This is a genomic window from Acinetobacter seohaensis, from assembly GCF_056431365.1.
Genome location: NZ_JBWKMK010000135.1, coordinates 18,762 through 38,470, shown reverse-complemented (window position 1 = coordinate 38,470; position 19,709 = coordinate 18,762). Strand labels below are relative to the sequence as shown.

Below are 19,709 nucleotides of genomic sequence, written 5' to 3'. Positions count from 1 at the left end.
TCGCAAGAGATGCGATGGATGTCTGATTATTTGTAGTCATAAATTTAAGTCCCCACTTGTTTCTAAGTGGGGACTAAATTAAGGCTTATAGGATGAATTCAGAAGGTGTGTTCAGCGGACGCTTACAAATATTTGGCAATACAGGAATTTCAATCCACTGTGCTTTTGGAAAGCTTTTTGACAAATAATTTTTTAAATATTTGGCAGTATCCTGCGAAATTAAAGGGTCTTGTGATTCATCGTTCAAATTATATGCCAATGCATGTAAATTCAAACCACGTGTTTTTAAAGCTTCCAAACTGAGCAAAGTGTGGTTAATACTGCCCAAACGCCCAGAACTCACCAAAATAACAGGATATTGTTTTTGCTCAATATAGTCGATGGTGAGTAGGTCTGTGGTCAGCGGCACCATGAGCCCGCCCGCACCTTCTAATAATACTGCATCATACTTTGCCGCCAGTTGCGCAGTCGCAGCCTCAATTTTAGCAAAGTCAATTTCACGACCATCAATTTGTGTAGCCAAATGCGGTGAAGCAGGATAGCTAAAAATTTCAGGCATGGTTAGTTTGTCATCATCTTCAGGCAACCATTCACTGCCCATAATTTTACGATGCTGCTCAATATCTTCTGAAACGTCTTGATTGCCCGTTTGAATCAGCTTTTGGGTAATGGTCTGAATACCCTGTTCATTCATGGTCTTGGCCAAATAACCTGTGGCATAGGTTTTGCCAATCCCTGTATCAATACCACTCACAAAATAAACTTGAGCTGTCATGGCATTCTCCGTGCAAGACAATAAATAGGATGATACGTGAGCGTGTAACTTTTTTTCTGTGAACTATGTTGCTGACTAAATTGTTCATAGCCCCGATAAAATTCGGTTAAAGTCGTTTTGTTCCAACGCTGCCCTTGTGCTGTACCCGTGACACCTGTGGCTTTTAAATGCTGCAAAATCTGTTTGGGATGTTCAAAACTTAATGATTCAAACTGCTCTGAACAGTGTAATACTTCAAAGCCCTGCTGTTTGAGCTGTTGTTGTAACGTATCCATACTCAAATAATGTAAGCCCTGACCTGTTAGTTGCTTAATTTCAGTCAAGTTTTGAGGGCCAAATGTCGAAAAGCACAAATACCCTTGCGGCTGTAACGCTTGATTCGCCTTGCGCAATAATGCTCCAAAATCTTCCACCCATTGCAAAGCCGAACTCGAACAAATTAAATCCAAAGACTGCGGAAAATCGAGCTGTTCTATATCGCCAATTAAGCCATGAATTTGAGTGATAGTTGTTTGAAGATGATGCAGATACGCTTGCAACACTTCGGCATATAAATCATTTAAAGTCAGGTGTTGAATTTGAAATTCATGCAGTAATAAGTCGGTTAAGTTTCCCGAACCACAACCGATTTCCATGACGTTTTCAAAGCAAAGCTGAGATTGATCTGACAACTTTTGCTGCACAACATATTGCTGCATTTTTGCGATTAACTGCTGACAAATTTGCTGCTGTACCACAGCATGCGTTTTATAACTCTGATGTGCGCGGGCAAAACGCTGTGCCACTTGTGCCTTATCTATACGCATACGCACACTCAAAGCAAATCCAATAACGGCGTTAAATCTGCCGTTTCAAATTGCGTATTTAAACAAATCCGCAGTCGTGAACTGCCTTGCGGTACAGTCGGCGGACGTACAGGCATCACATAAAAACCTGCAGTCTGTAACTGTTGGGCTTTGCTTACAGTTGCAGTAGAGTCGCCAATAATCACAGGTACAATTTGCGAAGTAGATGGGCAGGTAAAACCTTTGGCCTGAATCCCCTGCTGCATATATAAGCTCAAAGCAGCCAAATGCTGACGCTGTGTCTGCATGTTCACAATCTGATTCAGCATAAACTGCGTCCATGCCATACAAATAGGTGGCTGTGCGGTACTAAAAATTAGCGGGCGCATTCGATTAATCAGGTAATCGCGGATAATCGGATCACAGATCAAATATCCCCCAACTGAAGCAACAGCTTTACCAAACGTCCCGACCAGAAAATCAATGGCATCAATCACGTCATATAGTTCGGCACAGCCCAAACCTTGCTGCCCACGCACACCAATCGCATGTGCTTCATCGACATATAACATAACTTTGGCAAACTGCTGTTTCAGCGCGACCAATGCGGCTAAATCAGTTTCATCACCATCCATACTAAAAATGGATTCAGTCACCACAATAATGCGTTCATAATTGTCATCAGCATGATATTGCATCAGCAATTGCTGCAAATGTGCCAAATCATTATGCCGATAACGCAAATATTTGGCAGATGACAAACGAATGCCGTCAATCATGCTGGCATGTACCAGTTTATCGGCCAAAATTAGGGTTTTCGCATCTGCCAATGCAGGTAAAATACCAATATTCATGTGATAGCCGCTATTAAACAGCAAGGCAGCTCGCCCATGAAATAATTGCGTTAATGTGGCTTCAAGCTGTTCATAGGCAGGGAAATTTCCAGTCAGTAAACGTGATGAAGATGCACTCATTAAACGCTGTGCATTCGGTGTTTCATCAAAAAACTGTTCACGTAAGCGCAAATCAGAGGCTAAACCCAAATAATCATTGGAAGATAAATTCAGCATCTGCTGTTGCTGAATTTCAATCGTTTTACCTTGCTGTTGATTGCTGCGAAACTGACGAAAATTACCCTGTTGGCGAAGCTGATCAAGCTGTTCTGCATAGTGATCGAGTAAACTCATGCGCTCGCTCCTTGCATGCCTGCCACCACCTCAGCCAATTGCTGCAATAAAGTATTTAGTTCTGCTGCTGTAATCACATACGGCGGCATCACATAAACCAATTTACCAAATGGACGCACCCAAATACCGCGTTGCACAAATTCTTGTTGCAGGCTTTGCATATCGACAGCATGTTTAAGTTCTACCACACCAATTGCACCTAAAACCCGCACATCCTGCACCCATGCCAAATTAGCCAATGGCGTTAAATGCTGTTCAAGTTGCTGCTGAATGCGTTGAATATTGGCTTGCCAGTCTTGTTCTAATAATAATTGGGTACTTTTTACTGCAACCGCGCAAGCCAGTGGATTTGCCATAAAGGTCGGGCCATGCATAAACACACCTGCCTCACCCTGCGAAATCATTTCTGCAACATGCTTCGTGGTCAATGTGGCAGACAAAGTCATATAACCGCCTGTCAGCCCTTTGCCGATACACATAATATCGGGTTCGACCTGAGCATGTTCCCATGCAAACAACTTGCCTGTACGCCCAAAACCTGTGGCAATTTCATCAAAAATTAACAACACATCATATTGCTCACAAAGCAATTTGGCTTGACGCAAATATTCAGGATGATAAAAACGCATGCCGCCTGCACCTTGCACAATTGGTTCAATAATCATGGCGGCAATCTGCTGATGATGCTCTACCAAACTTTGCGCCAATTCTGCAATATCGGCAGGATTCCACTCTTGGTCAAAACCTGTTTGTGGTGCAGATACAAAATAACGACGCGCCAAACTTGAGCCAAAAACCTGATGCATCCCTGTAACAGGATCACAAACCGACATGGCATTCCATGTATCGCCATGATAGCCAGAACGGGTGGTAATAAAATTGGTTTTTTCAGTTTTGCCTTGTGCAGTCCAGTATTGCACCGCCATTTTCAGCGCCACTTCAACGGCGACGGAGCCTGAATCTGCATAAAAAATTTTATCTAAACTCGGTGGGGTAATTTCGAGCAACAAACGCCCTAACTCAATAGCAGGACGATGGGTCAATCCACCAAACATGATATGCGCCATACTGTCGAGTTGCTCAGTCACAGCACGGTTCAGCTCAGGATGGTTATAACCATGAATCGCGCACCACCACGATGACATGCCGTCAATCAACTGGCGACCATCTTCAAGTTCAATGGTGCTGCCAAATGCCCGCTTAACCTTAAAGGTTGTTAAGGGCTGAGTCATAGAGGTGTAAGGATGCCAAAGATGTTCACGATCAAAAGCCAAATCCATCTGTTCTGTCATCCCACCATCATCCTTGATCTTGTAAAAAACTTGATGTGCTAAATCTTAAACCTGTCTACAGATAAAATAAATTGCGAGATTTGTCACTTATGGACCTATTGGCGGGTTTTTCTGTAAATATTGGCAGATTTTGCTAGTCAACTCATCGGCATGGAACAATGGCAGCCCATGCGAGCCTTGCAAAACATCTACGCTTAAAAACTTTGCAGCTAAATTTTGCAGTTTAGCTGCAACTTTGCAATCAACTAAAACATCCTGCTCGGCAAAAAGATGATACTGCAGACCTGTATAATTTTTAAGCTTAGTCACCAAGTTTAAGTTTTCCAATAAATCCAAACCGTGTTGAAGCAAAGATTGCGGCTGTGGCTGAACCAAACTTTGTAATTGTAATAGGTCGGTTTTACTACTAGTGACACCCTGACACACCATAAAACCAAAACGCTTTAGGGTCAGAATTGGGTCTTGTGCAAAAGATTGTTTAAACTGGGCAAACGTGGCTTGTGGCATAGCGGTATCCCAATCGGCTTGTGCAACAAAACACGGATTGGATGCAATGGTAATTAAGGTTTTATATCCTGCATATTGGCTGGCAATCGCATCGACCAGTAGCGTTGCCAATTGCCCACCCAGTGACCAGCCCATAATTACATCAAACTGACGTGCAAATTCAACCTGTTGCTGCATGACTTGAGCATCAGTAGCGTTAAAAATATTGATGAGCTCAACCCGAAAACCTTGTGCAGTTAAGGCTTGCTGTAACGGATTTAAGAGTGCAGTACCACCGCCCCAGCCTGTAATCAATAAAATCTGTTGTTGCACGTGGCTTGCTCTCAAGTTAGAAAATCACCTCAGTATAATACTGAATCGGCTCAATCGACATCTGCAAAGCACCAAGATACATCCTTAAAAAAACCAATTGATATAAAAAAGCCAATCTATAAAAACCGATCTATAAAAAAAACCGACTTATCATAAATCGGGTTTTGGTCTATTTTGCTTTGATCAGATTACATTTGCGATTGAATGTAGTTTTGTAAACCAATCAATTCAATTAAACGTAATTGTTTTTCCAACCAGTACGTATGATCTTCTTCTGTGTCGGTCATTTGCTGACGCAACATATCACGGCTGACATAATCGCCTTTTTCTTCACACAATTTTACGCCTTGCGCCAATTTTTCACGTACTTCGTATTCCAGTTTTAAATCGGCTTTTAAGCAAGACACCACATCTTCACCCACGTCGATGTCATCGCGCTGCATATTTGGAGTGCCTTCAAGGAACAATACACGACGAATTAAAGCATCGGCATGCTGCGCTTCTTCCTGCATTTCATGGTCAATGCGCTCAAAAATTTTGCTTAAACCCCAATCTTCATACATACGCGAATGAATCAGGTATTGATCGCGAGCAGCCAGTTCGCCACCAATCAACATATTTAAATAGTCTACGACTTCTGGATTGCCACGCATTTGCTGTACTCCCTTTCTTAATCCAGTCATTATGGACACATTCAGGCAAAATTGCAAAAGTTAATTATTGTAAACCCATGATTTTTATAAAATTAAAATGAGAAACATACGCATTTGCAATATAACTTAAAAATTCCCATATATAAAACAACTGCTTGGCAAAACTTAGCTTTAAAAATGACAATACAATGATTTTGCATCATTTTGTAAATATTGAAAGAAACCATACTTTGACGCTCAAGTATCGTAAAAAACGCCTAAAAAGCGGGTTTTAAAAACCCAGCTGCTTTATGATAGTCACGAGTTCCATCACTTTCTTAAAATAATGACAAATCTAAATACATCTGCACCCATTTTAGTCACAGGCGCAACAGGCTATATTGCCAGTTGGGTCATTAAAAACCTGCTTGAACAAGGACATACCGTACACGCGACGGTGCGTGATCTGAATAAAACCCACAGTTTTCAACATCTGACTGATATCGCGGCAAAAAGCACAGGCAACTTACAATTATTCCAAGCCAACTTACTTGAAGAAGGTGCTTTTGATGCCGCCATGCAAGGTTGTGAAATCGTGCTGCACATGGCCTCGCCTTTTGTGGTCACCAATTATAAAGATGCAGTTAAAGACATTATTGAACCTGCCGTCATAGGCACCGAAAATGTATTAAACAGCGTTAATCGTACTGCATCGGTAAAGCGTGTAGTGGTGACTTCAAGTATTGCTGCAACCTATGGCGATGCGATTGATATTTTAAATACGGCCAATAATCGCTTTGATGAAAGTCACTGGAATACTAGCAGCAGCCCTGAGCATCAGCCTTATCCTTATTCAAAAGTGGCAGCTGAACGTAAAGCTTGGGAAATGGCAAAGGCACAAAACCGCTGGGATTTGGTCTGTATCAACCCTGCTTTGGTGCTTGGCCCATCGTTGACCAAAAACACCCAATCGGGCAGCGTGGAAGTGTTATTGCAGTTTGCCAACGGTATGACCTTGGCAGGTGTCCCTGCTATGTGGAATGGCATTGTCGATGTGCGTGATGTTGCCGATGCTCACATTCAGGCCGCATTCAACCCTGCTGCTGAAGGTCGCTATATTATTAGCGGTGGCACACTCAGCTTATTGGAAATGGGCAAAATTTTAGCGCAGCACTTTGGACGTAAATACCCTTTCCCACGCAATCAGTTACCTAAATTTGCCTTTAAAGCCTTTGGCCCTCTACTTGGTTTTTCCCGTAAATTTGTGGAACTGAATATGGGCTACCCAATTTATTTTAATGCGGAAAAAAGTCAGCGTGAATTGGGTATGCACTACCGCAATATTGAAACCAGTCTAGTCGAACATTTTCAGCAACTCATTGATGATGGCATTGTGAAGAAACGTTAAACCTTCGACTTCTCTCAGTAAAAACCAAGGCACTTCATCGTTGAAGTGCCTTTGTACCTATTAGTGGATAAAATGTAGGATGATGCTTATTCAAGCACACCATATTCCTGCATCAGCTGAATAAACTCAGCTTCATTCATGACCTGCACACCCAACTTCTCGGCTTTTTCCAGCTTTGAGCCAGCTTTCTCACCCGCCACGACACATTTGGTTTTACCCGAAACACTACCACTCACCCGTGCACCCAAAGCCTGCAACAACTGAGTCGCTTCATCGCGTCCCATTTGGCTCAACGTCCCTGTAATCACCCAACTTTCACCATTCAAAGGCTGACGTGTCGGTGCAATCGGAGCATCCCAATGAATGCCTGCAGCTAATAAACGATCCAACACTTCTAAATTATGCGGCGCTTGGAAAAAGTCCAAAATCCATTCTGCCGTAATATCTCCCACATCTGGAGTTTTCTTTAACGCTTCTAAATCAGCTTCACGCAAAGCCTCTAAAGTCTGAAAAGTATTGGCAAGCATCCGCGCGGTGGTTTCGCCCACACCACGAATTCCCAAGGCATAAATAAACGCAGCCAAAGTAGTTTTTTTGCTGTTTTCAATCGAGTCAATCAAGTTTTGAACCGACTTCTCACCCATTTTTTCAATGCCGAGCAAAGTGTCGCGGTGTTCGTGTAAATGATAAATATCAGCCACATTTTGTAGCAAGTTCAGATGCAGTAATGACTCCACCCAACGATCACCCAAACCTTCAATATCCATGGCTTTACGTGACACAAAATGACGAATCGCTTCAATACGCTGTGCCGCACAATACAAACCGCCTGAACAACGCGCCAAAGCCTCACCTTCAGGCATCACCACAGGCGAATCACACACAGGGCATTGTTCAGGTAAATGCACTTCTTGCGCATCGGCAAGGCGAAATTCAGGCCAGACTTTTTCAACTTTGGGAATCACATCACCACTACGGTAAACACTGACCGTATCGCCTAAACGCACATCCAAACGGTGAATTTCACCAATATTATGCAAAGTAACATTGGATACCGTCACACCACCTACCGCAACGGGGTTTAAACGTGCCACAGGCGTCAACGTACCTGTGCGCCCCACTTGCCAATCAATATTTTCAATGGTGGTTAAAGCGGCAACTGCAGGGAATTTATAGGCAGTCGCCCAGCGCGGCTCACGACTTAAAAAGCCCAATTGCTGTTGCTGTTTCAAGTCATTGACCTTGACCACCATGCCATCAATTTCAACGCTTAAATTCGGACGCTCAAGGTTAATTTGCTCATAGGCCGCCTGAACATCTTGAATGCTCTTGCAGACAAAATGACGTTCGCCAATTTCAAAACCAAACTGCCCCAACCATGCCAAACTGTCGGACATGGTGCTTTGTCCATGAGGCGGCACACATTGCGCAATGCCATAAGCATAGAATGCTAAAGGACGTGAAGCCGCAATATTCGGGTCTAACTGACGCAAACTGCCTGCTGCTGCATTGCGTGGATTGGCAAAGGTTTTTTCACCTTTGGCTGTATTGGCCGCATTGAGTTTTTCAAAACCAAGTTTTGGCATCAACACTTCACCACGCACTTCCAAAAATTCAGGAATAGCCGTTTCTGTCGCACTCAAAACTTTCGGTAAATTGCGGATAGTTTTGACGTTGTGGGTAATGTCTTCCCCTGTTTCCCCATCACCACGGGTCACACCACGCACTAAAACACCATGTTCATACCAAAGTGAAATCGCCAAACCATCAAATTTGAGTTCGACATCGTATTCAATATTTTGGTTGGGCAAACGCTCTTCGACACGTCTTGCAAAGGCAAATAATTCTTCCTGATTAAACACATTGCCTAAAGACAACATTGGCACAGCATGTGTAACCGTGGTGAACTTTGCCAAAGGTGTGCCACCGACTTTATTGGTCGGTGTATCGGGTTGAACTAAATCTGGATACTGTTGTTCCAACGCTTTTAGTTGATGGAAAAGCTGATCATATTCACTGTCTGCAATTGTCGGTTGATCCATCACATAATAGGCATGATTGTGCTTGGCAAGCAGTTGAATCAATTGACGCATTTGCGCCACGACGGTTAAATCTACAGACATATTTTCCACCATAAAAAAAGGCGGTCTTGTTCCGCCCTTCAATTTTTTCTATGTAGCGCATGCTACAGCTTGTATTGCTGCGCACATTATAAAAATGCGGCTGCAAAGTTGCAATTTATCCTACTGCACTCAGTTCAATTGCCAAACACTTGACGTAGCTTATACCCAGTACGAGATCGCAATTCTAGGCATGACTTGCCTGACCAGCACGATAATCTATCGCCTGATGACGCCAGTGTTCACGTAATTGTGGAGTAAACTCTAAATGGTTTTGGTCATAGACCGTTCCATCAATTTCACGTGCAATCAGTCCTGAAATGCTGACCATGGTATCAAAGGCATTTTGCACATCGCTGTGCGGCAAAGCGAGGAAGAACGCTAAACCTTTAACTTGTTCGCTCGATAAAGTTTCTAAATCAAAACCATCTGCGCCTTCATCATTAATTTGTAAAACTGAAAATAATAATTTAGTGCCATCTTCGTTATAGCGATGGAAACATGACATTTCACCGAAACGTAAACCATATTTCATCAAGACTTTTAAGGCTTTATCGCCCGAAAGTATGCGACGTTCAGGGAAGACATTCAGCGCGATAAAAGATTCAGCGGTTGCCAAGGCACTTTCTTCATCCATGATTTTTTGTTCATGCAAATGCGAATCTAAAATGCTGCTTTCTTCATTAAATTCTGAAATTTCGGCAGTTTCAATGTGTTGATTCAGGCTGTATTCAGTCGAAGCTTTGTTTTGCTCGACAGTCTGCGCATTCGGTTCAGTTTCTACAATCACTTGCTGAATTTCATCCGATAATGAATATTCTGAAGTTGTCGCTGTCGGGCTTGGCGTGTCTTGTGCAACTTCAGACTTCGATATCGTTGTGGATGGATCAAGCTCAGAATTTTCTGTATTTGCCTGCAAACTCGGTTCAACTTTGTCAGTTTCTGTGCTTGAAGAAGCCACGACATCATCCGTTAAAGCCTGTGGTTCAGACTTGGCAGGCGCATCTTGCGTAACTTCATCTACCGTTAAAGTCGGCTCCACACGCGGTGGCGTAGCGTCGCTTTGCAATTGGTCACGTACATGGCGTGGAATAATCGGTTTTTGGCTTTCTGCATTAAATTGCAGTTCCGAATCTAAGGATGGCGCTGAATCTACAGGTTTTTTTAGAATCATTTTCAAACCAAACGCCATGATCACAATAGCGATGACAATTCCAACGATTGTGGTGATTTCCATATTATGCCTCCGCGACTAGGCCGTATTCTGCGGCTTCTTCTAAATTTACGGTTACTAATTTTGAGGTTCCCGGTTCAGGCATGGTAACACCTAAGAGGTCGGTTGCCATCGTCATAGCAAGTTTATTATGTGTAATGTAAATGAATTGCACTTGTTCAGAAAGTTCTTTTACTAAATTACAAAAGCGCCCCACGTTAGCATCATCTAACGGTGCATCAACTTCATCGAGTACGCAAAATGGCGCTGGGTTTAAACGGAAGATTGCAAAAACCAAAGCCAAAGCTGTCAGTGCTTTTTCACCCCCTGAAAGTAAGGCCAAAGAACTGTTGCGCTTACCCGGTGGACGCGCCATCAATTTCACCCCAGATTGCCAGTCATCTTCCAAGCTCAGACTCGCTTCACCGCCATTAAAGACTTTAGGAAACAGCTCCTGCAATTCGGTATTCACCTGATCAAAAGTGTTCATAAACAGTTTACGAGTTTCCTGATCAATACTTTTCATTGCCGCCTGCAACTGAGAAACAGTATTTTCCAAGTCTTCAATTTGATGGCTTAATTCTGCAAAACGGGCAGATACTTCTTCATATTCTTCCGAAGCCGCCAAATTGACCGCACCCAATTTATCAAACTGTTGCTGCGCTTTCGCCAGTTTTTGTTGATGCGCAGCGACATCAATCTGCAAACCTGTGATGATCTCGCTGTTTAAATCTTTTAACTGTTCAGAATAATGCTGATAGTCCGACTTTGCCGATTGCCATGCCAAGCGCTTTTCTTCGAGTTTGGCACGTAATTGTTCATCTTGCTGCTGTTGCTGCTGCCGTTGCTCGGTCAGTTGCTGCTGTTTGGACTGCATACTGTTCAATTCCACTTGCCATTCCTGCCAAGTTTTTTGCAGCTTTTCAGTCTGCTGCTGCTGCTCTGAAAACTGAGTTTCCAAGTCAGGCAATTCCAACTGAACAGGATCGACAAACTTTTTGGCTTGTTCCATTTGCGCCACAATTTGTTGATATTGTGCTTTTAAGAAAGTGGCATCTTTTTCTAACAGTTCAATTTGCTGCTGAGTTTGTACCGCTTGACGACGTAACAGCTCCACTTCTTGTTGCTGCTGCTGAAACTGTTGCTGTGAACTATCCAGCTGCTCATTCAGCTGCTCGACCTGAAATTGCAAGGTTTTATACTGCGGTAAAGCTTGCTCAAGTTTAAAAGCCAAAGCATGCAAATCAATTTCCAGATCATCTTTTTGCATAGCATCTTCTTCAAGCTGCTCATCTAATTGTGCCAATTGATGCTGTAATTGCTGTTGCTGTACTGCAAAAGCCTGTGCCGCACTTTCGGCTTTCGCCATTTGCACATCTAGCGTTTGCAAGGCTTGCTGTTGCTGTTTGAGCTGTTGCTGTTGTTGCTGCAATTGCTGCTGCAACTGTTTTACCTGTTGCTGCAATTCAGGCAGTTGCTGTTCTGCTTGCTCATATTGTGGCAGTTGCAACGCCAACGCCTGTTCAATTTCATCCAAGCGAATCCGATGGCTTAATGCCCCTTGCCCTGCCTGTGCCGCTTCATCATAAAACAGCCCGATTACCCAGTCTGCTCCCACATGATAACCATCTAAACTAAGGATAGACTGCCCTGCTTGTAATTGCACTTGCAATGCCAAAGCCTGCGATAAACTTTCTGTAATTGCGACACTTTGCCACAAGCTACTTTGCGGTGAAGCAATCCAGTCACTGAGCGACTCACACCCCGAAAGCTGTATTTTTGATGTTTTTGAATCTACAGCCAAATGAATTTTTAGCTGACGTGCGCGGCTGTCCTGAAATTCAATATCTGCTTCTACCACCTGCGCAGATAACCATTTAGCCAAGAACTTTTCAATTAAATTGGCATGTGGTTTCGCCACATCTGCAAGTTGTAATACTTGCATCAACTGCACCACATCGGTTTGGGCTTTTGGACTTTGCTTAATGAGCAATTGATTGAGGTTTTTCTGTTCTGACTGCAAAATCTGAATCTCAGATTTTAAGGTCGCACACTGTGCTTTGTGCTCATTATAGTTGGTCTGCAACGTGGCGAGTTGCTGAGTGCTGTCTTGAATATTCTGTTCTAGTGTTAGCATTTCAGCCTGCAAGCGGGTCTTTTCGTCTTGCAGTTGTTGCATTCCCTCTTGCTGATCTTGCGGCTGAATTTGTGCAAACTGCTGTGTCAGGGTTTGTTTTTGCTGTTCAATACGGCTGATATTTTTGGCTAACTGCTCACTTTGCGCCTGCATGTGCACATGCTTTTGTTGTTGCTGTTCTACTTGCGCTTTGACTTGGGCATATTGTGCAGCTTGGGTTTGTTGCTGTGCTTTTAAATCCTGAAATTGCTGGCTCTGCTGCTGCGCCAAATGATCTTGCTGCTGTAGATTTGCCTGTTGGTTTTCTTGCTGATCGACCAAACTCTCTAGCTGCAATTCAATCAACTGCAAACGCTCTTTGGTTTGTGCTTTTTGCTGTTCAAGCTGCGATAAAGTCGCGGTATTTTGCTGAAACAAACTTTGTTTTTGTTCCAAAGTCATTTTCAGTTCAGCCAGTTTCTTTTCTGCCTGTTGCCATTCTTGCTGTAGCGGTGTCGATTGCTGAATCAAACGCTGAAACAACTCACTGGTCGCAGTTAAGTCATGTTCCAAAGTGGTCAGCTCAGAGCGCACCAATTTAAAACTTTCCCCTAACTCATTCATACTCAGGGTATATTCTTGCTGTAAACGTGCACTTTGTTCACACTGAAAAGACAACACTTCGACTTTAATGGTGCGAATTTCGCTCTCAAGCGCTTTGTATTGAATTGCTGTTTCTGACTGACGTTTTAAGGTTTTTAATTGCGATTTTAGTTCTGAAGCAATATCTTCCAAACGCGCCAAGTTCTGCGTGGTGTGATCCAAATGCAGCATGGTTTCACGACGACGCGCCTGATAACGTGACACGCCTGCCGCTTCTTCAATAAACACCCGCATTTCTTCAGGTTTAGCATCAACCAAACGATTAATCATGCCCTGTTCAATAATTGCATAAGAACGCGGGCCTAAACCTGTACCCAGAAAAATATCGGTGATGTCACGACGACGACACTTGGTTCCATTTAAAAAATATTCAGACTTACCATCACGGTTGACCTGCCGACGTACCGACAGTTCATTATAGGCGTTATAAGCACCGCCCAATTTGCCATAGGTATTGTCAAAACGCAGTTCAACACTGGCTACACCTACAGGTTTGCGTTTGGCAGTTCCTGTGAAAATTACATCCTGCATACTGCCGCCACGCAACTGGCGCGCACTAGATTCGCCCATCACCCAACGAATGGCGTCAATCACATTGGATTTACCACAACCATTCGGCCCCACCACAGCGGTACGGTTGGCTTTAAAATGTAAGGTCGTACTGTCGGCAAAAGATTTGAAGCCAGAAAGTTTTAAACTGCTTAAACGCATAATGTCCCAATTAACGGCGTGAACGTCTTGCCCATGCAAGCTCGATCTGTTTCATACGGGTCAGAGATTCCAACACCAAGTTGCGCAAGTGTCGGCAAAAATCTTCCATAAATAAAGTGGCTTGTTGTGATTTTCTGCTTAAAATTGCATCACTCACCAGTTTAAATAATTCAAAAGATTCTTGTAACTCCCGACGCGAAGTATTTAAGGTCAAAAAGTAACTGCGTCTTAACGATGGCAATAACTCTTGATAGAACTTCATTAAATATAAATTTCCCACCATATCAGGCTGCCGTGCCAGATATTGAAAAATTAAATCATAAAACTTTTCAGTATTGCCCAAGCGACATTGCTCTGCCAGTTGCAGCAAAAGTTGTTGTAAGGCTTCAGCTTCATGCATTCGCCACGTGTCCGCAATACGCTGCACAATATAACCCAATAACAAACTGCTGCTGTCAAACAAAGCTCGGACTTGCTGTGCCGACATTTCCGACACAATTGCACCACGACGTGGAAAAATTTCAATCAGATGAGTACGTTGCAATAACAACAGCGCTTCACGTACCGAACCACGACTCACGTCCAGTTCTTTGGCGATGCGCAATTCCTGAATACGCTCACCTTCAACCAAATCACCGCTAATAATCTGTTCTGCGATGTGTCGGGCAATTTGTTCCGATAAACTTTCTGATTCTTGTTGTTGCATACTGTTCCTATCTTGTTTTTATAAGATGCAGTGATGAAAATTCGGAGCTACTCTCATTTAAGACATCTCAGGATCATCCTTCGACTGCAAGCATAGCTCCGATACAAGCATCTTTCTTTTTACTGCGAAACAGATCACAACGCCATGACATTGTCCGACAATTTCATGGCGCTAGAGCCAATTTTACATGGCTTAAAACAAAGAAAATAGCGACTCAACTTAGAAAAATACTCGCATACCCTGATATACAAAATAACAGCCAACGGTGGTCAGCAAGCAGGCAAAACATTTTTTCAACATCGCTGGCGATAACAAATGTGCCACTTTCGCACCAACTTTGGCAGTAATAAAGCTCATCACACTAATGCCTATAAATGCATAAATGTGGATATAACCAATGGTATTGGGTACTGCAACTTCGGCTTGCTTACCAAACCACATAAAGCCTAATGCGCCCGCCACCGCAATTGGCAAACCACAAGCGGCTGAGGTTGCTACCGCTTTTTGCATGACCACGCCGTAACGGTTTAAGTACGGCACTGTTAAACTGCCACCGCCAATCCCAAAAATTGCAGAGGCAATGCCAATCCCACCGCCCGCCATGACTTGCTTTGCAGTTGAAGGCAAATGATGTGAAGGATCAACCGCAATATTTGCGCCTCTAAACATCTTAAAAGCCACCCACAGTGCAAAACCGCCAATTAATAATTGTAAGCCTTGCCCCGAAAGGAAATCGGCAATACCTGCACCAACAAATGCACCCACAATTAAACCAGGCGCAAGATTACGAAATACAGGCCACATCACCGCACCTTTTTTATGGTGTGCCGTAACTGAGCTGATCGAAGTTACAATAATGGTTGCCAATGATGTCCCCACCGCCATGTGCATTAACACCGATGGGTCATAATTGAGTTGAGTGAACACAATATATAAAATTGGCACAATAATTAAGCCGCCGCCCACGCCAAACAGCCCTGCTGCAAATCCAGCAATTGCACCAATCAATAAATATATGATTAACTCCATAAATATATTCCACTATTTGTAAATTCGTATGGATGTAGAAACCCGACAACTGCAACAACAACTCACAGAAGCAGGACAGCTTCCAGAAGTACTCATCCTGAAGCCGATTACCACTTCCACCAATGATGATGTACGGGAAATTGCACAAAAAGGTGTGCAGAGTGTCTTGGTATGCAGTACCAGACAAACGCATGGTCGAGGACAACGTCAACGGCAATGGGTATCACCCGAAGGGAACATCTATTTAAGCACATTGCTAAATTTACGAACACCTGTAAATGGGCGTTTGGCTTTAGAAATTGCGTTAAATATCTTGCAAATGCCGAGTCTACAGGCGCTGAATCTACAAGTAAAATGGCCAAATGACTTATACAGCCCGCAAGGCAAATGGGGCGGCATCTTAATTGAGCCAATTTCTGCACAGCAAGTCATTGTTGGGGTTGGGCTTAATCTTGCACCTGTCAGCTCAGCAGTTATTGATCAAAAAACCACATCTTTAACCGAACTGGGTTTGGTATCTATTGATCGTGTGCGCCTGATCGCAGAGCTTTATCTTGCCATTCAACAAGCCTGCGACTGGTTTAATCACGATTGCTATAATTTGGCATCTCGCTTCAATCATCATGCCGCATTTATGCAACAACAAGTTGAATTTGAACATTTTAAAGGTACTTGTCAGGGTACTTTTTTAGGCATTCAGGATGATGGCGCAGTGCAAATTGAAACGGCACAAGGGCTTGAAGTTTTTTATCAGGGACGTTTACGCCCTATCGATCATGCCGAGTCATCTTCATGAAAAATTTATGGCTAGATATTGGTAACACCCGCCTGAAATATTGGGTCACAGAACAAGACCGCATCATCGAACATGAAGCAGAATTGCATTTGCAATCTCCTGCCGATTTGTTGCTGGGTTTGATTCAACACTTTAAAAGTCTGAATGTGCATAAAGTAGGCGTGTCATCGGTACAAGATCAGAAGAATAATCAACGCATTCACTTGATTTTAAAAACCCTGAATGTGCCTGTGATTTATGCCAAAGTGCATGCAGATTATGCAGGTTTGCATTGTGAATATGATATTCAACAACTGGGAATAGATCGCTGGCTGCAAGTGCTTGCCGTGGCAAATGACCCACAAGAAAATTATTGTGTCATTAGTTGTGGTACGGCGCTGACTATTGATTTGGCGGATGGACTGACGCATTTAGGCGGCTATATTTTACCGAACTTATATTTGCAACGTGATGCACTGATTCAAAACACCAAAGGCATTAAAATTCCCGATGCTGCATTTGATGAACTCACCCCAGGACGCAGCACCATTGATGCTGTTCATCATGGTATTTTACTCGGCTTGCTCAGCACCATTGAGCATGTAATTCGACAGTCACCACGTAAACTGATTTTAACGGGTGGCGATGCACCGCTGTTTGCCAAATTCTTGCAGCAATATCAACCGCAAGTCGAGCAAGATTTATTGCTCAAAGGTTTGCAGCGTTATATTCAATATGCAACCCATGAAGTGCACTAAAAACCAAACATTGCTCCATCTACGCTGATAAATCTTTCGGTGTAGCTGTCATCTACGAATAAAGAACAACAAAAAAGCAGGCGCATTTTTATGCGCCTGCTTTTTTAACACTTTGATTCTAAGATGTTTTTAACAATTATTTCTTGGTTGGGTCGTTGCCACCAAACAATGGCCCCATACCGCCGCCACTGAATTGCTTTTGTAAACCGCCCAGTGAACGCATCATTTTTGCCATGCCCGATGGATTGGCAAATTTTTTCATCATTTTTGCCATTTGTGCATGTTGCTTGATCAACTTATTCACTTCTGACACATCCATACCACAACCCGCAGCAATACGTTTTTTACGGCTTGGATTCATCAGGTCTGGGTTACGACGCTCTTTGATGGTCATCGACTGGATAATCGCTTCCATCTTTTTCACTTGCTTTTCAGGATTGGCTTGCGCAATTGCATCTTGAATACCTGAGTTGCTCATGCCAGGCAACTTGTCTAAGAAGCCCATCATGCCGCCCATTTTATTCATTTGTTCAAACTGCATCAGCATATCTTCAAAGTTGAAGCTGCCGCCTTTTTGCAGTTTTTTCGCCATTTTTTCGGCTTTTTCTTTGTCGATTTTACGTTCAACTTCTTCGACCAAAGACAGCACGTCACCCATGCCCAAAATACGTTGTGCAACACGTTCTGGGTGGAATGGCTCTAGGGCATCGAGTTTTTCACCCATCCCCAAGAATTTAATTGGTTTACCCGTAATCGCACGAACTGAAAGTGCTGCACCACCGCGCGCATCACCATCAGTTTTAGTAAGGATTACACCTGTTAATGGCAAGGCATCATTAAAGGCTTTGGCTGTATTTGCCGCATCCTGACCCGTCATGGCATCGACCACGAACAAGGTTTCAGTCGGTTTAATCGCTGAATGTAATGCCTTGATTTCATCCATCATGTCATCATCGACGTGCAAACGACCTGCAGTATCGACAATTAACACATCAGCAAACTGAATTTTTGCCTGTTCGATGGCACGGTTGGCAATATCGACAGGGTTTTCATTGGCATTTGAGTCAAAGAAAATTGCGCCAACTTCGCCTGCAACCGTTTGTAGCTGTTTAATTGCCGCAGGACGGTAAACGTCGGCAGACACCATCGCCACTTTTTTCTTTTGACGTTCTTGTAAGAAACGTGCCAATTTTGCTGCAGTGGTGGTTTTACCCGCACCCTGCAAACCTGCCAATAACACCACAACCGGTGGCTTGGCAGCAAGGTCAAGGCTTTCATTGGCCTCGCCCATCATTTTTGTGAGTTCGTCATAGACAATTTTGACGAACGCCTGACCAGGGGATAACTGAGTCATCACTTCCTGACCCAATGCCTCTTCCTTAACTTTCGCGATGAATTCACGAGTTACAGGTAACGCCACATCGGCTTCAAGAAGTGCCATACGTACTTCACGTAACGTATCTTTAATATTGTCTTCGGTTAGCTGCCCTGAGCCAGTAACATTTCTTAAACTCTGCGTGAGTCGTTCTGTTAAGGTATCAAACATTGCAAATTCCGCTTAAAATAGCCATTAGCAAAAAAATGTTTCTTTAAAATAGAAAATTTATGCACAAGATGCTATAGGATACTGTAGTTCGCATCGAATTTATATAAATGAATATTCATCATCCTGAAAAAGGTTTGACATGATCAGTCTCCCCTTGGTTTATACGATTTTAGCATTAATCGCTTATACCAGTTCTTTTTGGTATTTATTTTCACATTTAATGTCTAAACGTGCGCCAAATCACTGGTTTATTCGTTCTCTGCTCAGTTTGGGCTTATTGCTGCATGCTGCCGTGTTGTATAACGATATGTGGACGCCGATGGGTGTCAACTACAACGTGTTTAACCTAATGTCATTTACTGCGGGTTTAATGTTGTTATTGAGCTTGCTGTTCAGCAGTTACCGACCTGTAATTGCGCTAAATTTGATTGGTATTCCTGTAGCAGCAGTGGGTTTAATTGCAGGTTTTTCATTCAGCCAACATAATTTATTTATTAACCAAAACTCGATTGGTTTAGATATTCATATTATTTTATCGCTGTCTGCTTATGCCGTATTGTTGATGGCGACCATTCATGCCGTGCTCATGTGGTTTCAAAACCGCGAACTGAAAAACAAACAAAAACGTCGGGTTTGGGTAAATTTGCTGCCGTCTTTGCAAGATATGGAATCTTTGCTGTTTGATATGTTGATTGCAGGTTTTGCCTTACTCACAGTCGCACTAGGTTTTGGTTTCTTTACGGTAGAACATTTCTTTGCACAGCATTTAGCACATAAAACTGCCTTTAGTATTATTTCTTGGTTTGTCTATGGGGCGTTGTTACTTGGGCGTTATAAGTTTGGCTGGCGTGGACAAAAAGCGATTCGCTTTACCATTATTGGCTTCTTTTTATTGGCGCTCGGTTTTATTGGTTCTAAATTTGTGTTGGAAATGATTTTGAGTAAGTAAGGTGTTTTTATTTTGCTCATTCAAAGTGTAGGATGATCAATTATTTAATAGCATAGTCGAGGGGGAATGGGCTGTTTAAATTAAGCCAATCATTTAAATGATTTCTAACGATGTAAGAACTCAATTAAAAGATCTAGTCTAGGATGCACATCAACTGCATGGACTAGATAAAACTTGAGATACAGATCACTGTGTCAAATAAAACAGCTTAAATACCAGAACCTT

The 19,709-nt window shown here is 42.9% G+C and carries 16 protein-coding genes; 4 read left to right on the top strand and 12 right to left on the bottom strand.

The genetic code is table 11. The annotated features are described in order from the left end of the window. Positions 1 to 85: 85 nt before the first annotated feature. From bioD to ftn, 6 genes are all read right to left on the bottom strand, one after another. A complete protein-coding gene (gene bioD / locus AC07E5_RS12675; protein ID WP_498625592.1) occupies positions 86 to 775 on the bottom strand; it encodes a dethiobiotin synthase in 690 nt (229 codons plus the stop codon). Next, positions 772 to 1,581: a malonyl-ACP O-methyltransferase BioC gene (gene bioC, locus AC07E5_RS12670; RefSeq protein ID WP_278518539.1), complete on the bottom strand. Its 810-nt coding sequence runs from the start codon at positions 1,579 to 1,581 to the stop codon at positions 772 to 774. Before bioC ends, bioD begins: the two co-directional genes overlap by 4 nt. A gap of 8 nt (positions 1,582 to 1,589) precedes the next feature. Then, positions 1,590 to 2,747 carry an 8-amino-7-oxononanoate synthase gene (locus AC07E5_RS12665; RefSeq protein ID WP_278518537.1) on the bottom strand — a complete coding sequence of 386 codons (1,158 nt, stop codon included), beginning with the start codon at positions 2,745 to 2,747 and terminating at the stop codon, positions 1,590 to 1,592. Beyond that, a complete protein-coding gene (gene bioA, locus AC07E5_RS12660; protein WP_096902098.1) occupies positions 2,744 to 4,027 on the bottom strand; it encodes an adenosylmethionine--8-amino-7-oxononanoate transaminase in 1,284 nt (427 codons plus the stop codon). Before bioA ends, AC07E5_RS12665 begins: the two co-directional genes overlap by 4 nt. A gap of 99 nt (positions 4,028 to 4,126) precedes the next feature. Further along, positions 4,127 to 4,858: an alpha/beta hydrolase family protein gene (locus AC07E5_RS12655; protein WP_346781214.1), complete on the bottom strand. Its 732-nt coding sequence runs from the start codon at positions 4,856 to 4,858 to the stop codon at positions 4,127 to 4,129. A gap of 188 nt (positions 4,859 to 5,046) precedes the next feature. After that, positions 5,047 to 5,511: a heteropolymeric bacterioferritin subunit Ftn gene (gene ftn, locus AC07E5_RS12650; RefSeq protein WP_004972356.1), complete on the bottom strand. Its 465-nt coding sequence runs from the start codon at positions 5,509 to 5,511 to the stop codon at positions 5,047 to 5,049. A 325-nt stretch (positions 5,512 to 5,836) separates the two neighbouring features. Here ftn and AC07E5_RS12645 point away from each other — a divergent pair, with 325 nt between their 5' ends. Further along, a complete protein-coding gene (locus AC07E5_RS12645) occupies positions 5,837 to 6,898 on the top strand; it encodes an SDR family oxidoreductase (protein ID WP_004972358.1) in 1,062 nt (353 codons plus the stop codon). A gap of 86 nt (positions 6,899 to 6,984) precedes the next feature. On the opposite strand, the gene ligA is transcribed toward AC07E5_RS12645, so the two are convergent. The 5 genes from ligA to AC07E5_RS12620 all read right to left on the bottom strand — a co-directional run bounded on the left by ligA (position 6,985) and on the right by AC07E5_RS12620 (position 15,456). Further along, positions 6,985 to 9,021 carry an NAD-dependent DNA ligase LigA gene (gene ligA / locus AC07E5_RS12640; protein ID WP_004972359.1) on the bottom strand — a complete coding sequence of 679 codons (2,037 nt, stop codon included), beginning with the start codon at positions 9,019 to 9,021 and terminating at the stop codon, positions 6,985 to 6,987. 184 nt (positions 9,022 to 9,205) lie between these two features. Further along, on the bottom strand, positions 9,206 to 10,255 hold the full coding sequence (locus AC07E5_RS12635) for a cell division protein ZipA C-terminal FtsZ-binding domain-containing protein (RefSeq protein WP_178319270.1): 1,050 nt from the start codon (positions 10,253 to 10,255) through the stop codon (positions 9,206 to 9,208). A gap of 1 nt (position 10,256) precedes the next feature. Beyond that, entirely contained in the window at positions 10,257 to 13,721 is a 3,465-nt protein-coding gene (gene smc, locus AC07E5_RS12630) for a chromosome segregation protein SMC (RefSeq protein WP_180168165.1), read from the bottom strand. Between the two features lie 10 nt (positions 13,722 to 13,731). Continuing rightward, entirely contained in the window at positions 13,732 to 14,427 is a 696-nt protein-coding gene (locus AC07E5_RS12625) for a GntR family transcriptional regulator (protein WP_004972365.1), read from the bottom strand. A gap of 219 nt (positions 14,428 to 14,646) precedes the next feature. Further along, on the bottom strand, positions 14,647 to 15,456 hold the full coding sequence (locus AC07E5_RS12620; RefSeq protein WP_004972366.1) for a sulfite exporter TauE/SafE family protein: 810 nt from the start codon (positions 15,454 to 15,456) through the stop codon (positions 14,647 to 14,649). Positions 15,457 to 15,484: 28 nt separating this feature from the next. Here AC07E5_RS12620 and AC07E5_RS12615 point away from each other — a divergent pair, with 28 nt between their 5' ends. Both AC07E5_RS12615 and AC07E5_RS12610 read left to right on the top strand, forming a co-directional pair. Next, the gene (locus AC07E5_RS12615; RefSeq protein WP_004972369.1) at positions 15,485 to 16,252 is read left to right on the top strand and encodes a biotin--[acetyl-CoA-carboxylase] ligase; all 768 of its coding nucleotides are present in this window, start codon (positions 15,485 to 15,487) and stop codon (positions 16,250 to 16,252) included. Continuing rightward, positions 16,249 to 16,989, top strand: a complete 741-nt coding sequence (locus AC07E5_RS12610) for a type III pantothenate kinase (protein WP_004972372.1) — start codon at positions 16,249 to 16,251, stop codon at positions 16,987 to 16,989. Before AC07E5_RS12615 ends, AC07E5_RS12610 begins: the two co-directional genes overlap by 4 nt. Before the next feature lie 136 nt (positions 16,990 to 17,125). On the opposite strand, the gene ffh is transcribed toward AC07E5_RS12610, so the two are convergent. Then, entirely contained in the window at positions 17,126 to 18,535 is a 1,410-nt protein-coding gene (gene ffh, locus AC07E5_RS12605) for a signal recognition particle protein (protein WP_096902093.1), read from the bottom strand. Positions 18,536 to 18,674: 139 nt separating this feature from the next. Between ffh and AC07E5_RS12600 the strand changes: the two genes are divergently transcribed. Further along, on the top strand, positions 18,675 to 19,484 hold the full coding sequence (locus AC07E5_RS12600; protein ID WP_180168163.1) for a cytochrome C assembly family protein: 810 nt from the start codon (positions 18,675 to 18,677) through the stop codon (positions 19,482 to 19,484). Positions 19,485 to 19,709 lie beyond the last annotated feature (225 nt).

Coding starts and splice junctions, on each gene's coding strand:
- bioC (WP_278518539.1), bottom strand. CDS start 1,581: ATGCGTATAGATAAGGCACAAGTGGCACAGCGTTTTGCCCGCGCACAT.
- AC07E5_RS12635 (WP_178319270.1), bottom strand. CDS start 10,255: ATGGAAATCACCACAATCGTTGGAATTGTCATCGCTATTGTGATCATG.
- AC07E5_RS12620 (WP_004972366.1), bottom strand. CDS start 15,456: ATGGAGTTAATCATATATTTATTGATTGGTGCAATTGCTGGATTTGCA.
- ligA (WP_004972359.1), bottom strand. CDS start 9,021: ATGTCTGTAGATTTAACCGTCGTGGCGCAAATGCGTCAATTGATTCAA.
- AC07E5_RS12615 (WP_004972369.1), top strand. CDS start 15,485: ATGGATGTAGAAACCCGACAACTGCAACAACAACTCACAGAAGCAGGA.
- AC07E5_RS12610 (WP_004972372.1), top strand. CDS start 16,249: ATGAAAAATTTATGGCTAGATATTGGTAACACCCGCCTGAAATATTGG.
- AC07E5_RS12600 (WP_180168163.1), top strand. CDS start 18,675: ATGATCAGTCTCCCCTTGGTTTATACGATTTTAGCATTAATCGCTTAT.
- smc (WP_180168165.1), bottom strand. CDS start 13,721: ATGCGTTTAAGCAGTTTAAAACTTTCTGGCTTCAAATCTTTTGCCGAC.
- ftn (WP_004972356.1), bottom strand. CDS start 5,511: ATGCGTGGCAATCCAGAAGTCGTAGACTATTTAAATATGTTGATTGGT.
- bioD (WP_498625592.1), bottom strand. CDS start 775: ATGACAGCTCAAGTTTATTTTGTGAGTGGTATTGATACAGGGATTGGC.
- AC07E5_RS12625 (WP_004972365.1), bottom strand. CDS start 14,427: ATGCAACAACAAGAATCAGAAAGTTTATCGGAACAAATTGCCCGACAC.
- AC07E5_RS12665 (WP_278518537.1), bottom strand. CDS start 2,747: ATGAGTTTACTCGATCACTATGCAGAACAGCTTGATCAGCTTCGCCAA.
- AC07E5_RS12645 (WP_004972358.1), top strand. CDS start 5,837: ATGACAAATCTAAATACATCTGCACCCATTTTAGTCACAGGCGCAACA.
- bioA (WP_096902098.1), bottom strand. CDS start 4,027: ATGGATTTGGCTTTTGATCGTGAACATCTTTGGCATCCTTACACCTCT.
- ffh (WP_096902093.1), bottom strand. CDS start 18,535: ATGTTTGATACCTTAACAGAACGACTCACGCAGAGTTTAAGAAATGTT.